This window comes from Salmonella sp. 2018103 (assembly GCF_026247685.1).
Lineage (GTDB): Bacteria > Pseudomonadota > Gammaproteobacteria > Enterobacterales > Enterobacteriaceae > Salmonella > Salmonella enterica.
In genome coordinates, this window is record NZ_CP111029.1 from 2246212 (window position 1) to 2260553 (window position 14342).

13 protein-coding genes and 3 pseudogenes are annotated in these 14342 nt (G+C 47.2%); 10 read left to right on the forward strand and 6 right to left on the reverse strand.

The genetic code is table 11. The features are described from left to right. Positions 1–7: 7 nt before the first annotated feature. Both OLG56_RS10910 and OLG56_RS10915 read left to right on the forward strand, forming a co-directional pair. On the forward strand, positions 8–496 hold the full coding sequence (locus OLG56_RS10910; protein WP_001293634.1) for a MarR family winged helix-turn-helix transcriptional regulator: 489 nt from the start codon (positions 8–10) through the stop codon (positions 494–496). A gap of 192 nt (positions 497–688) precedes the next feature. Then, a complete protein-coding gene (locus OLG56_RS10915; RefSeq protein ID WP_079900464.1) occupies positions 689–1768 on the forward strand; it encodes an S-adenosylmethionine:tRNA ribosyltransferase-isomerase in 1080 nt (359 codons plus the stop codon). A 51-nt stretch (positions 1769–1819) separates the two neighbouring features. Here the strand turns inward: OLG56_RS10915 and OLG56_RS10920 are convergent. From OLG56_RS10920 to OLG56_RS10930, 3 genes and pseudogenes are all read right to left on the reverse strand, one after another. Then, positions 1820–2101: pseudogene (locus tag OLG56_RS10920) on the reverse strand (RidA family protein); the annotation flags it as partial. A 118-nt stretch (positions 2102–2219) separates the two neighbouring features. Next, positions 2220–2504, reverse strand: a complete 285-nt coding sequence (locus OLG56_RS10925) for a type II toxin-antitoxin system RelE family toxin (RefSeq protein ID WP_000221344.1) — start codon at positions 2502–2504, stop codon at positions 2220–2222. After that, positions 2494–2742 (reverse strand): type II toxin-antitoxin system Phd/YefM family antitoxin, encoded by a 249-nt coding sequence (locus OLG56_RS10930; protein WP_000885424.1) that lies wholly within the window; start codon positions 2740–2742, stop codon positions 2494–2496. The genes OLG56_RS10925 and OLG56_RS10930 overlap by 11 nt, the downstream gene beginning before the upstream one ends. Positions 2743–2893: 151 nt before the next feature. Here OLG56_RS10930 and OLG56_RS10935 point away from each other — a divergent pair. The 3 genes and pseudogenes from OLG56_RS10935 to OLG56_RS10940 all read left to right on the forward strand — a co-directional run. Next, a pseudogene (locus OLG56_RS10935) lies at positions 2894–3013 on the forward strand (type II secretion system protein GspD); the annotation flags it as partial. Next, positions 3007–3105, forward strand: a pseudogene (locus OLG56_RS22215) (STM2901 family protein); the annotation flags it as partial. The pseudogenes OLG56_RS10935 and OLG56_RS22215, both read left to right, overlap by 7 nt. After that, positions 3099–3431 carry a DUF1493 family protein gene (locus OLG56_RS10940; protein WP_000253078.1) on the forward strand — a complete coding sequence of 111 codons (333 nt, stop codon included), beginning with the start codon at positions 3099–3101 and terminating at the stop codon, positions 3429–3431. The pseudogene OLG56_RS22215 and the gene OLG56_RS10940, both read left to right, overlap by 7 nt. Before the next feature lie 274 nt (positions 3432–3705). Here the strand turns inward: OLG56_RS10940 and OLG56_RS10945 are convergent, their stop codons facing one another. Then, entirely contained in the window at positions 3706–3876 is a 171-nt protein-coding gene (locus OLG56_RS10945; protein ID WP_000415762.1) for a DUF29 family protein, read from the reverse strand. A 411-nt stretch (positions 3877–4287) separates the two neighbouring features. Here OLG56_RS10945 and OLG56_RS10950 point away from each other — a divergent pair, with 411 nt between their 5' ends. Both OLG56_RS10950 and OLG56_RS10955 read left to right on the forward strand, forming a co-directional pair. After that, positions 4288–5196 carry a LysR family transcriptional regulator gene (locus OLG56_RS10950; protein WP_001176637.1) on the forward strand — a complete coding sequence of 303 codons (909 nt, stop codon included), beginning with the start codon at positions 4288–4290 and terminating at the stop codon, positions 5194–5196. 173 nt (positions 5197–5369) lie between these two features. Then, entirely contained in the window at positions 5370–6350 is a 981-nt protein-coding gene (locus OLG56_RS10955; protein ID WP_000876807.1) for an NAD(P)H-dependent flavin oxidoreductase, read from the forward strand. 252 nt (positions 6351–6602) lie between these two features. On the opposite strand, the gene OLG56_RS10960 is transcribed toward OLG56_RS10955, so the two are convergent. Then, positions 6603–8069, reverse strand: a complete 1467-nt coding sequence (locus OLG56_RS10960) for a hypothetical protein (protein WP_000987832.1) — start codon at positions 8067–8069, stop codon at positions 6603–6605. 257 nt (positions 8070–8326) lie between these two features. Between OLG56_RS10960 and OLG56_RS10965 the strand changes: the two genes are divergently transcribed. From OLG56_RS10965 to OLG56_RS10975, 3 genes are all read left to right on the forward strand, one after another. Further along, on the forward strand, positions 8327–9334 hold the full coding sequence (locus tag OLG56_RS10965; RefSeq protein WP_001527625.1) for a LacI family DNA-binding transcriptional regulator: 1008 nt from the start codon (positions 8327–8329) through the stop codon (positions 9332–9334). A 143-nt stretch (positions 9335–9477) separates the two neighbouring features. Beyond that, positions 9478–10929 carry a Na+/H+ antiporter NhaC gene (nhaC, locus tag OLG56_RS10970; RefSeq protein WP_001276630.1) on the forward strand — a complete coding sequence of 484 codons (1452 nt, stop codon included), beginning with the start codon at positions 9478–9480 and terminating at the stop codon, positions 10927–10929. 12 nt (positions 10930–10941) lie between these two features. Beyond that, a complete protein-coding gene (locus OLG56_RS10975; RefSeq protein WP_001527716.1) occupies positions 10942–12144 on the forward strand; it encodes a MalY/PatB family protein in 1203 nt (400 codons plus the stop codon). 113 nt (positions 12145–12257) lie between these two features. On the opposite strand, the gene glgX is transcribed toward OLG56_RS10975, so the two are convergent. Next, complete coding sequence (gene glgX, locus OLG56_RS10980; protein ID WP_000210589.1) at positions 12258–14333, reverse strand: glycogen debranching protein GlgX; 2076 nt, start codon at positions 14331–14333, stop codon at positions 12258–12260. Between the last annotated feature and the right edge of the window lie 9 nt (positions 14334–14342).

Genomic DNA, 14342 nt, shown 5'->3' on the forward strand with positions numbered 1-14342 from the left:
ACATGCTATGTCAGAAAATAAAAATGTGCAAGATACACATATTTCCGAGCAAATGAAGGCGCTTCACGGTGCGTTGATTCGCGTGGTGAGCGCGCTTAACCGGCCTCGTAATGATGAGAAATTAATTGCAGAGGCGGGGATTCAACTCGATCGTGCGCTATTTTCGATCCTTATTAGTATCGAACGTTTAGGGCCGATTGGCGTTGTTGAGTTAGCCGAACGTGCTGGTCGTGATTATACGACGGTAAGCCGACAGGTCGCCAAACTGGAGAAGCTGGGGTTGATAATACGGCAGCATAATGCCATCGATCGTCGTATACGCGAGGCCGTTATCTCCCGGACAGGAAAGGCGATGACGGAGCGTATAGACGCTGCGCGAGAGCAAATGGGCAAAGTTGTTTTTAAAGACTGGCCTCAGGATGAACTTGATGTCTTTGTTCGGTTAATGCAAAAGTTTGCCGATGCAATGGATAGCGATGCTTCAATGCCGGAATAAGCAAAAGAAAAGGGCGGTCAAATCCGATCGTCCAGCTTAATATCGATATCTGACATTGATTAAATAGCCAGCAAAGTAAATATAACAACAACATTTATCGAGTTAATTTTCACCCTTTGAAAGCCCAACGTATACTGCAGAATACGGCTATATAACAATCGCCGTATCAATGGTTTTTCAAAGGGTAAATATATGCTTACCGAAAAATATGATTTTCGCATTACCGATCAGATGACTATCCCACTCAGACCTCATTGGATAGCCAATGATTCATACAGGGAAAAGTGTAAAATGCTTGTCCTCAACCGGAGTAAAGGGGAAATTCATAAGGTAGACTTTAGTAAAGTAACAGATTATATCAAAGAAGGTGATGTAATCTGTTTTAACGACAGTACTATAATAAACCATATGTTTATCTGTAAAACAAGATGGAATAGATTAATTAAAATTGTTTTAGAGGGGTTTTTACCAAATAATAGAGTAATTATTTCCGGACTTTTAAAAGAAAGGCTTAACGCGTATGATGTTTTCTATTTGGTTGATAACCCTGAAATTTCCATTAAGGTAGAGCAAAAGTTTAGCGAAGAGAGCCAGTACCGAGCCGTCGTAGAAAATCATGAGGCCTTAATTTGCTATTTAGCCAGTCATGGTGAGCGTCTTGATGAGTATGTGGACTCCAGCTTGTTTTATAAATATCCAGATGCTTACCGTTCCGTTTTTTCTAAAAAGTATGGTTCTTTGGAAATACCTTCTGCCGGCATTCATTTTACCTGGGATCTTATCCAAAGAATCAAAGATAAAGGTGGGTTAATATCCTTCATCACTTTACATGTTGCATCAACAGAAATGTTGTCCAACAGAAAAATACAAACAAAATGTGTAGAGGAAGTGACTATCAACGAAGAATACTACGAGGTTCCACAAGCTACAGCGGATATCATTAATACTGCGAAGCAAAATGGCGGACGTATTTTTGCCGTAGGAACTACCGTTACACGATGTCTGGAATCTGCGTATTCGAGGGAACACAATTGCCTCAAAGCAAGTTCTGGCTGGACTGCGCTTTATATACATCCAGGCTATCAACTGAAAGTGGTTGACTGCCTGCTAACGAACTTACATCAGCCAAAAACGACGCATATGGTGTTAACCGGTCAGTTTGCTGGGGTTGATCTACTCATGAAGGCCTATGCCTCAGAAGATATCCAGTCATGTCAGTTCGATATGTTTGGTGATTGCATGTTAATCATACAGGATGAAGGGCAGGGATGAATAAAATAAAACCGGTACACATAATGCTACCGGTTTTACCGAGAATAAGCATCAGGGGATTCGGGCAATAACCTTTATTTCGAAATCAAAGCCGGCCAGCCAGGTAACGCCAACAGCGGTCCAGTTAGGATAAGGGGGATGGGCAAATATCTCCTGTTTCACCGCCATCACGTCGTTAAGTTGTTGCTCTGGATCGGTATGGAAGGTGGTGACATCCACTATGTCATCGAATGTGCATCCTGCTGCAGTCAGTGTTGCTTTCAGGTTTTCAAAAGCAAGCCTCACTTGTTTTTGAAAATCAGGCTCCGGCGTGCCGTCTGTGTGACTGCCTACCATACACAACGTAGGCCATAGTTTCATATACGTGACATATGTCAAGGTGCAGTCACATAAAAGAACTGAGCCTGTTTGTCGTATCGCTTGACGGGGAAAGAGAGCATTTCCTGAGTGATTAGCTTCTGTGTTGTGTCACTTTGTAGACGGCATCATTTTCACGCTTTCCAACACCAATGACAGTTACCGTGATAATTTCATCTTCGACGCTGTACACCAGTCTGTATCCTGCACCACGCAGCTTAATTTTGTACTGATCCTTTCTTCCATGTAATTGAGAAGCCGGAACCCGAGGGTTTTCAAGCCGTTCCCTTAGCTTTTTTTTAAACTGTTCCTGTATGGTATGACCCAGTTTTTTCCACTCTTTTAGTGCTGATTCGTTAAATGCCAGCTTATAAGTCATCAATGTTGACCTCAATGACGCGTTCATTCGCACGCTCATCGATAATACGACCGAGTTCTTCATCCTCAAGAATATCCATAAGATGAGCATAAAGTGCCGGAGGCACACAGTAGAAAGCCGGTTCATTACGGTTAAGAATGGCAACTGGAGCGCCATCTCCGGCATTGAAAGTTCCCATTGGATCACGTTTCAGTTCTGTAATGCTTGCTGCAGTAGTCGTTAAAATTTGAAATGCCATAATTTACCTCCTGGTTGATGACTAAATATAGCACCTTTAATAGTACTAATAAAAGCATCCTTCACGAAGGGGATTCAGCTCCAGCCCGGTCAGTGATGCGGGCAGCTGACGGTTTTTTCAAGGCTAAGTTCAGATGTCCAGAACCTAACTTGTGACCACTGAAACCGGCGTTAATAACTCGCCAACCCTTATCAAGCGTGATGTAACAACCGAAGTCAGCCTTGCAGATGGTGATATTATTTTACTTGGTGGCCTTGCTGAACAGTCGGATGGATTATTCTGGCCTCTGACGTGTCGCAGATTGCATATCGTACAGGCAGGGATTACAACCGTATTGCCAGAGGAAGCGATAAAATATGGTAAGTGATGCTCTTGAACAGCGGATTTATGAACTGGTAAGAAGCCATGATGGAATTTACCTCTTTAAGAAAAAAGAACTGACACCGTCAACAGATTTGGATTCAGATTTACGGTTGGAAGATGATGAAGCACTGGCATTGATGGATGATTTTTTTACGACATTCAATGTAGATAAAGGGAATTTCTCGATCACAACATACTATCCGCCAGAACCACCGCTAAAGCATTTGCTTAATCCGTTTCGCAAAAACGATATTCCTCAGGTGCCGGAGTTCACGATAGGTATGCTCATTGCGTCTGCCAGGTCTGGTCGCTGGTTGTATGACTGATTCACGCTGGGGGGCTGCTTTTCGCCCTCTGCTATTCTAATGCGCATAATGTATATTATGTTAAATGCACCAGAACATTTAAAAGACATGTTAAGGCGGCTGGATTCGTGCATGTCAAAAAACTTCTGGCCCATAAGTTTGATCCCTTCCCTGCCGTGACGCTGAGCGAATTCTGTTGATTTGCACCCGCTATCCTGCACACGATTTCACGCAGCACACGCCGCTCAGGCATAAAAAAACCGGCCATTGTGACCGATTCGTCACTGTCAGTGTGTCAGTCCAGGATGAAATCGTCGCGCAGCGTATCAGCGAGCGCCCACGGCATTTCAGACGTAAAACTCTTTTCATCAAGGCCTGTTTCACGCGCTGCAGATAACACGGCATCGCCGTAGGACTCAACAGCCATTTCCGACAGTTCCCGTTTTAATGACGGGCTTTTTTCCATGCGCTGACATGGGCTAAAAAATCAATGGGAACCTCATTTCATGAGGTTTGATTATTCACTGTCTGCCAATGTCTTGCATTCACACTCGCCACCTACACCGGCGGCGGTCAAACATAATCGGTTCGTATATTAACGTCGCGCCTGGCATGACCTGCACATGCGTAACCGTATCGCCTGGCCTGTTTGTTTTTGTATACGACGCCGCCGAACATCCAAAAAGGTTGCGAAGAATTGGTAGCGATTTTACAAATGACATGTCTTACCTCAACCACCCGGTAAAAGTCATATATCGATAGCAGTATGTTACTCCAGATAAAACAATCAGCTCAGAAAGGGATATGTTCCAGCAGACAGGAATGTTATAAGGAGCTTCTCCCTTCGACACAAATAATGGTTGAGGACTAAGAACAGATGCAGCTGAATATGCTGGAAGCCATGAATATTTATGTCAATGTGGTAGAGCAAGGGAGCTTTATCCGCGCGGCGGAGGTGCTTGAACTGCACCGCCCTGCTGTTACCCGCGCCGTTCAGAATCTGGAACATGATCTGGGCGTTAAGCTCCTGCATCGTACAACACGACAGGTCAGTATGACGGATGAAGGGGAAGAGTTTTACCAGCGTTGCCTGTCGCTCTTAAGTGAGCTGGACGACGTCCGGCGATTATTTTCCCGCACGCAACCGCCGAAAGGTCGCCTGCGCCTTGACGTCCCTATTACACTCGCCCGGGCAGTCATCATTCCGGCTCTTGGAGATTTTCAGAACCGATACCCGGATATTGAGATTGTACTTGGTACGTCCGATCGCAAGATTGATTTGATTGCCGAGCGTGTGGACTGCGTCATCCGACTTGGTGAGCTTAATGACTCCAGTTTTGTTGCCAGACGTCTGGGAACGGCAGCCATGGTGACCTGTGCTGCGCCATCTTATCTTGCGAAGCATGGCACGCCGCACTCTATCGATGAGCTGATGACGTCCCACCGGGCTGTAAATTTTTTCAGTAATCACAGCCTGCAGATAATGGAGTGGAAATTCACGGTTGATGGCAGTATTGCGTCAATAAAAGTTCCCTCCAGCATCCTGGTAGACAATTCAGAAGCGTTTCTTTCATGTGGGCTGGCGGGGTTGGGGATTCTACACGGATTGCGTCCGTCGCTTGCACCCTTTATTGCCAGTGGAGAGCTGACAGAGATCCTCACTGATTTCCCGCCCCCGCCAAAACCGGTTTCACTGCTTTACCCGGATCGTCGGTATCTGGCACCTAAAGTTCGTGTATTCATCGACTGGCTGTGCGAGGTTTTTGGTCCGGATGCACATCTCTGATAACGCTCTTTCGTGCATATCCGACCTGGCTATTGTTACTTTATCAGTAATTCTGTTTTAAAGATTGGATGGTTTTTCGTAACAATAAAGAGGCTTAAGATCTTCTTCAGATTAATTAACTACCACAGTCGCCTAAAAGGCTGGCTGAAAATTTGTTCGAAGGAGATTACGTCATGAAGTACAACCGTATCTGCCAGATTCTGGGTATCGAAAAACCTGTTATACAAGGCCCATTGTCCTGGCTTACCGATGCAAGACTGGTTGCAGCCGTAAGCAACGCCGGTGGTTTGGGTGTGCTTGGCCCAAATGCGGGCTTAACAGCGGAAACTGCTGTATCAACGCCTGAAGAAACAGCAGAAAAAATGCGTGAAGAAATTCGTAAAACCAAAAAACTTACCGAAAAACCATTCGGGGTGAACCTTATTCCAACCCCTGAAAACGACATCTGGACTCCGCCTATCCTACAGGTAATAAAGGAAGAGGGAGTAAAAGCTGTTGTTTATACCGGTTACGGAGAAGGAGCTATTATCACTTCGCTGTTTAATGAACTAAAAGCGTCGGGTATTGCAATTATTTACCGCGATATTAATCCGACACCTGAAAATACACGTTTAGCGGAAAAAGCCGGCGCCGACATTATTGTTGCAACAGGTTTTGATGAAGGTGGCACATTGCCTGGTACCGCGCTTGGCACCTTTTCGATCGTGCCGCTGATTGCGGACTCGGTGAAGAGTGTTCCCGTCATGGCTGCAGGCGGGATTACCGATAGCCGTACCGCCCGTGCTGCCCATGCGCTGGGAGCAGAAGGTGTCTTTGCTGGTTCGGTGTTTATTGGGACAGAAGAAAGCCGTGTACCACAGTCAGTAAAGGATAAAATCATTAATGCTAACGGCCTGGATTTGCTGCTTTTCCGTACCCTGCCAGATTACTACCGCTCACTTCCTGGCAAGCTGGCTGACAAGCTCGTGTCGATGGATAAAGCTGGTGCAAGCAATGAAGAACTGGCCCAGACGATGGGAGGTTTACGCGGGTTGCGTATCGGCATGCTGGAAGGTAATACAGATGAAGGATACATTGCGCTGGGCACGGGCATTGGAAATATCCGCAGCATCAAGAGCGTAGCTGAGGTCGTGAACGAGCTGGCCATTTGTTAAGGGCAGAACACTGCAAAAATAATCGAACTTTGCGAAACGGCCTGGCGCGCAGCGGCCCTCTGACACAAGATGTGGTAGTGTTTTCAGACATTGAAACGCCATAGGCTGTATTCCTCCCCTACCCTGTGACTACCGGCTCACCACCGGACAAGCCGCTGTGCTTATCAGCAAAGCCGAAATGATTGTTTGAGTAACTTTACGACAATTGCTTCAAAAACTGACTTCCGCTACCAGACGGTATACACAGTATGACTATTTCTTTTTATATGCCCCATACAAAAGCGATACGGGTGTTTTTTCTAATATCTGGATTTCATTTTTATGTGCTTTATGTTCACTAAAAATATCTGCCAGACTTTTACCTCCAAAGGCCAGGCCAATTCCCGTTGCTGCTGCTGAAAGTAATGTCAATTGCGGCATGGCAAGTGAAGCTATACCTAACGTGGCTGTTCCTGCAAAAATTAATCCAGATGAGATCTTTTTTTTCTTTGAATTCTTAATGGCTGATTCATGCGACTTTCCATACTCTTCGACCACATTGATTAAATGTTTTGAAAAATTATTTGCCGCATCTTGCATTTGATCTGGTGTTTTTCCTTGCAAGTCATGCCTCGAGATTCTTAGTTCATGCCTTAAGGATTCCAGTTGACCTCTTTCTCTAATCTTTTTTAATTCCAGATCGGAAAGCGCAGTAAGGAATTTTACTTCCGCGGCTGAAAGGCCCATTGTAATCGCTTGCTCTTCAGAAGAAAGAGGATTTAATTTACCATAATCCTTGACCAACTGCTCCGTAGTCCATTCATGTAAAAACATATGGTTACTATAAATAACTGGATCAATGCCTAATAGTGTTGCCGATAATTGAGTTGATCGCTGTGCATAAATTGCACCTTCAACCTTACCCAGTAAGGTTCCTATAGCTGACGGCAGATCGTAATCCAGAAGATCTACCTCTCTTGTTGTAAAACTCTTTAAATCTGTATCGTAAACCCAGACTTCTTTTTCGATGTTATTGAAATTATTAAGCAATGTTTTTAATAATTCTTTATTTATTAGGATCTTCTGGAACGTTTCTTCATTTCTCCCAAAGTGCTCAAGAAACGCTAAATAAGTAGCGTAATCCATTTTTCTATCTTTAAAAAAGAGCTGACTTAGAAAAGCGGCAGATTGTTCATGATTGCGTTCTTTATCAAAATCTAGTAATTCAGGAACGATTAGAAAAATTGGATAATCATCATCAATAGTCATAAATGGGATGGCGCGAAATAGATTGGAAACATGTTCAAGTAATACCAACCTGCGCATGCGGACATAACTATTATCTGGTGGCAATGACAAAAATGAATGCAGAGAGCTAAGAGAAGGAAAATGTAATGGATCAACCATTATGATGCTATCAAAATAAATTCCCAGAGATCTAAGGTGATTAGATATGTTATAACCAAACCGTTGAATCGGAAGTAATAATCGATAACTTTTAGACGCCCGCACTTCTGTTATAAGCGCCGCAGCGTGAGTATCCCAAAATTTATTTAGCAACACCATTAGGTTTGTAAGTTGATTATCTAACTCGGGAGAGCTAATTAGCTCTTTCAGGATGAATCTACGTAATTCTTTCAGTTCTAAATTTCTAAATGCATATTTATATTTTTCAGAAAAAGCGTTTTCCATCAATAAAACATATTCATTCTGTATGCTTTTTGTAATACTACTCATCATCTATCTCCGAACCACCACGCAACGATTTCCCAGTGTAGTGGTTCTTATCATGTGTATATTGTTAGTCATGTTATCGTAGAAAATTCAGTGGTCAATAACTCATTGAGGTAGCTACTAAAATTTGCAGTTACCAGGATTTAGGATGATTTTAAAAATGTTTATAAATTCAGGCTGCGCCGCAGCGATTGCACTGATTTCCACATAACATGATAATCAATGGCTTTGATACCCTTTAAACGAACAAATACGAGCTTAACATGGCGACAATAAAGGATGTTGCATCCATGGCCGGTGTATCAACCGCGACGGTATCACGCGTCATTAACCAGACCGCGTGGGTTGAACCCGTCACGCGCGAACGTGTAGAGAAAGCCATGCGCGATCTCAATTATCGCCGGAATGCCGCCGCTATCGCGCTGGCGAAACGCAGCGGCGATATGCTCGGATTGTTAACCGGCAATCTGGCCGATCCTTTTTTTGCCCGCCTTGCTCGCGGCGTAGAAGATGTTTCTCGTAAGCAGCAGTATCGCTTGATGGTATGTAGCGGCGGCCACGACGAAGAAATGGAAAAAGCGGGACTGGATTTTCTGGTTAATCAAGGCTGTGAGGCTATTGTTGTACACGCCAGCCGATTACCGGATAAAGAGCTGCTGCGCTACGCAGCCCATTTTCCAGCGCTGGTTGTTGTTAATCGTTATATCGCCGGTATGGCCAACCGGTGTATCTGGCTGGAAAATCGCAGCGCCGCCAGGGAAGCGACCCGATATCTCCTGGCGAACGGGCATCGGCGCATTGCCTGTGTGACATCTGACTTGCCAATTATCGATCGTCAGGAACGCCTTGATGGTTACCGTCAGGCGCTGGAAGAATATGGTATTTCTCCAGACCCTCGCTGGGTGATTAGCGTTCCGTTTAACGAAGAAGGCGGCGAGCGGGCCGCGCATCAACTTATCAATAGCGGGCTTCCCCTTACGGCTGCGGTCACGTTTAACGATGTGATGGCCGCTGGCATTATGCGTATTCTTCATCAACGCGGCGTTCAGCTTCCGCAACAGCTCTCTATTGTCGGCTTTGATGATGTGGTGCTGGCCCGGTATCTTTATCCGGCGTTAACAACAATGCATTATCCGGTCGAACAAATGGCGCGTTGTGCCGCGCAACTGGCGATACAGTTATACCACGGCATTACGCCGCCGCCCAGCAGCAATCATTTCAATGCCGAACTGGTGATCCGCGATTCTGTCGCGCCCTATTTTTCACGATGAATGCGTCGTCAACAGTAAAAACTGTGATGACTATCAAATTAACCCTTCTCATGTAATCGGTTACATGGACGAAAGTAATGGATCACAGTAGTGAGAAGCGTATCCCCCTACCCTTGAGCTACCTTACTGACCGGAGCTCCATTATGAGTGCATCACAAAACAAGAAGAAAACGCTGTCATTGGGTTTAGCGCTAATCCCAGTCATCTCCATGTTGTTATTGTTGATTATCGGTTACGGCATCATGGGGCTACGTATCGAACCGCTCCTTCTGTGCTCTGCGGCGGTAGCGGCAGGCATTGCATGGTGGCAAGGATACTGTTGGGAAGACATCATCAACTCAGTGGTGGATAAGCTGGCTAAAGCAATGCCGGTTATCATGATCCTGATCTGCGTGGGCGGTTTGATTGGCACCTGGATGTTTAGTGGCACCATTCCCTACATGGTGTACTGGGGGCTAAAACTCATAAGCCCGGAATATATTTTGATTGCAGCCTTCTTTTTAACCAGCGTGGTCTCCGTCTGTACCGGTACATCGTGGGGATCCGCCGGGACGGTTGGCGTTGCGTTAATGGGGGTTGCCGCCGGGCTGGACGTGTCTCTTGCAGCAGCAGCTGGCGCCGTCGTTTCTGGCGCTTATTTCGGCGACAAAATCTCACCGTTGTCCGACTCGACTAACTTTGCCGCGATTGTCGCAGACACTACTCTGTTTGAGCATATTCAGCATTTACTTTGGACGACCCTGCCAAGTTTCCTGCTTGCCGCCGTGGTTTATCTTATCGCCGGACACAGTAATATGCTGGGCGAGGTGGCCACGCCGCAGCGCGTTACGGACATCATCCACTCGCTGGAGTCGCTATACCATTTTAATATTGTTCTTATTTTGCCGCCGGTGATCGTACTGTGGGGCGCAATTCGCAAGAAGCCTGTCATCCCATTAATGTTAAGCGCCTGCGTACTTGCCTTATTCCTCGGCGTCATCATGCAGGGACTGAGCATCAAACAGGGACTGGACGCTTTCATTGATGGATTTGATATCGCCATGTTCCCACAAGGCGCTGAAGGTGTCGTGGCCGATGTTCCGCGCCTGCTAAACCGGGGCGGAATGTTCTCGATGATGGGAACAATACTGTTAGTTTTCTGCGCTTTTTCATTTGCCGGAGCGCTAACGTTAACCGGCGCGTTAACGATCATCATTAACCGGCTGCTGACTATTATTCATAGCGTTGGTCAGCTCATTGCCGCCACTATCGGCACCACAATTTTGGTCACAGGAGCGACCAGCGACGGTAAACTGGCATTGTTAGTTCCCGCCGAACTGTTTAAAGATGCCTATCGTCGTATGGGGCTGGATACTAAAAACCTTTCACGGACGATAGAAGATGCCGGTACCGTTATCGAACCTCTCCTGCCGTGGACCTCGGCTGGTGTCTACATGGCGACCACGCTGGGCGTTAGCACGCTTGATCTTCTGCCCTGGGCTATCCAGTGCTATGCGGCGATCTTCTTCGCATTAATTTATGGTTTTAGCGGAATTGGTATTGCCAGAACTGCCTCCGCTTCAGAAAAGTCGCCGCAAGCGTCAGTGACGAAATAATAAGGAAACAAGATGGATTTTAACCAGATTATCAATCGCAACAATACTGGTTCGGTAAAGTGGGATTTTATTGAGCGTCACTTTGGCGACGGCGCTGGAAAACTGCTGCCGATGTGGGTTTCTGATTTCGATTTTGCCTGCCCGCCTGAGGTTCAGGCGGCATTGCATCAGCGAATCGAGCACGGCGTATTTGGCTATAGCGAACGCGATGAGGCCTATTTTAACGCCCTGCTTCACTGGTTTTCATCACGCCACCAGCTCACGTTAAAACAAGAATGGGTATGCAGCGTGGAAGGCGTCGTACCAGGGTTGGCGCTCTTAGTGCAAATGTTGACGCATCCAGGCGACGGCGTAGTGGTACAGGGGCCATACTATGGCTCCTTCGCCAAAATAATCACGCTTAATGGTAGAAAACTGCTGGAGAATCCCCTTAGCGAGTCGCCGGACGACGGTTACCAGATGGATTTTTGCCAACTGGAAAGGCTGTTTCGCCATGAGCGCCCTCCGCTGATGATTTTGTGTAATCCACATAATCCAACCGGGCGTTGCTGGTCGGCCAACGAACTGGAGAAACTGCTTTTATTATGTGAAGCTTATGATGTCACTCTCATCTCGGATGAAATATGGGCCGATCTATTGCTGCCCGGCGAAACCTTTACCTCGGTACTGCATTTAGGGGAGCGCTGGCATAAACGGGTCATCTCCGCCACTGCGGCCAGCAAAACATTTGGCTTATCGTCGTTGCGAATTTCTAATTTTCTCATTCCCGATCCTACGCTTCGCCAGCGTTTTCTGTCTCGTCTGGACGCTCATGGGCTGGACGTCTTTAACGCCCTCTCCGTTCAGGCGGCGACTACCGCATGGAATGAAAGCAGACAGTGGCTGGATTCGCTACTGGATTACCTGGCGGAAAACCGCCGCTGGTTTGTTGAACAAGCGACAGAGCACCTTCCCTGGGCAAGAATTGTCCCGGCGCAGGGAACCTATTTATTATGGATGGATTGTAAAAAACTGGGACTGGATGACGAACAGCTAAAATGGGTAATGGCGGATGTCGCGGGTATTGCTCCTTCAATGGGCAGCGGCTTTGGCCCGGCGGGCAGCGGATTTATCCGTTTAAATCTGGGATGTCCACGTACCTACCTTGAAATGGCAATAGACGGCCTGAAGCGAATATCGGTGAAGACAATTAAAGGAATACCAACAGGCGGATGAATTTTTCGGGCGATAAACTGACAACGGTGTTATTTCTGCGGCATGATATCGCCTGAGCGCCAGTAAAAAAACCGGCCATCAAGGCCGGTTGGGTCCGGAGCGCGGTTTCACTATCAGGGGCGTCTGAATAACACGATGCTGCGCCCGGCCAGATCGAAATCCATTTCTTCGGTAATCCGCATTCCCTGCTGCGCGTTATCGGCAGTCGTCAGTTCAAGTACCCAGCCGCCTTCTCCCCACATCGGAATACGGAACGGTACGCTGCCTTCAAACGGATTGAAAAGCAGTAAGGCGTCGTGCCAGATCCCCGCTTCCGGCTGAAGATCGGGTCGACTAATACATACGCCTATCGTCGATCCCTCATCCCATTGTTCGGATTGCTGCGCCCCTCCGCCGGCGTTAAACCAGCGGATCTCCAGACCGTCACGCCAGCTCTCCCGGCGCAGCAACGGTTGCGTGGCGCGCAGTTGAATCAGATGACGGGTAAACTCTCGTAGCGCATTGGCGGTTTCCGGCAAATTATCCCAGTGGACCCACGATATTTCACTGTCCTGACAGTAGCCATTGTTATTGCCCATCTGACTGCGGCCAAACTCATCGCCCGCTAATAACATCGGCGTGCCGTGCGAGAAAAGCAAGGTGGTCAGGAAATTACGTTTCTGTTGCTCGCGTATCGCATTGATGCCCTCGTCGTCGGTTGGCCCTTCTGCGCCATAGTTACAGGAGCGGTTATCATTATGCCCGTCATTATTATCTTCGCCATTGGCTTCATTATGTTTGTCGTTATAAGACACCAGATCGTTCAGCGTGAAGCCGTCATGGGCAGTAATAAAGTTAACGCTTGACCAGGGGCGACGGCCGCGCAAATCATAGAGATCGCCGGAACCCAGCAGGCGTGCAGCGAAATCATTTGTGACGTTGTCACCTTTCCAGTATTCGCGCACCGTATCGCGGTATTTATCATTCCATTCGCCCCACCCTGGTGGAAAACCGCCAACCTGATAGCCGCCCGGTCCGATATCCCAGGGTTCGCCAATCAGTTTCAGTTTTGCCAGTACCGGGTCTTGCGTTACCGCATCAAAAAAGCCGCCTCTCTGATCAAAGCCTTCCGGCTCACGACCAAGAATGGTGCCCAAATCAAAACGAAAGCCGTCGACATGCATTGACTCCGCCCAATAGCGAAGCGAATCCATCACCATTTGCAGTACCCGTGGATGAGAGGTATTGACGGTATTACCTGTCCCTGTATCGTTAATGTAATAGCGATGCTGATCGGGCATGGTGCGATAGTAAGAGAAGTTATCGATACCTTTAAATGACAGCGTGGGACCAAGCTCATTCCCTTCTGCCGTATGGTTATAGACCACATCCAGTATCACTTCGATGCCGGCATCATGGAAAGCGCGCACCATATCGCGGAATCCCTGAATACCTTTTGGACCATAGTAGCGCGTCGCCGGTGCAAAAAAGCCCAGCGAGTTGTATCCCCAGAAATTTTTCAGTCCTTTATCGAGCAGATGCTGATCGTCCGGGAACCAGTGAACGGGTAAAAGCTCGACGGAGGTAATCCCCAGACTTTTAATGTAATCCACGCTGGCTTTATGCCCCATGCCCTCAAACGTACCGCGTATAGGCTCAGGGATCGCGGAATTAAGCTGGGTAAAGCCTTTTACATGCGTTTCATAAATAATGGCGTTCGACCACGGTATGGAAGGCCGTTGTCTATCCTCCCAATTCGCCTCAGCCGGATCAATCACCCGGCATTTAGGCGTAAATGGCGCGCTATCCTGGTCATCAAAGGTCAAATCTTTATCGTCATGAAGTAATTGATACGCGAAATGCGCATCGTTCCACTGAATATCGCCCACCAGCTCACGGGCATAAGGGTCAATAAGCAGCTTATTGGGGTTAAAACGATGACCATTTTCCGGGTCATAAGGACCGTAAACGCGGTACCCATACAGCGCGCCGGGCTGCAACTTCGGGACATAGCCGTGCCATATTTCGTCGGTATATTCCGGTAACTCCAGACGAGCGATTTCATGCTCCCCGCTCGGATCGTAAAGACAAAGCTCGACGCGTTCCGCATGGGCGGAAAAAATAGCGAAATTCACGCCTTCGCCGTCATAATTCGCGCCAAGCGTATGGCTGTATCCTGATCTGATTTCAAAAGCCCTGTTTGTTGTCATTCTCTTTCT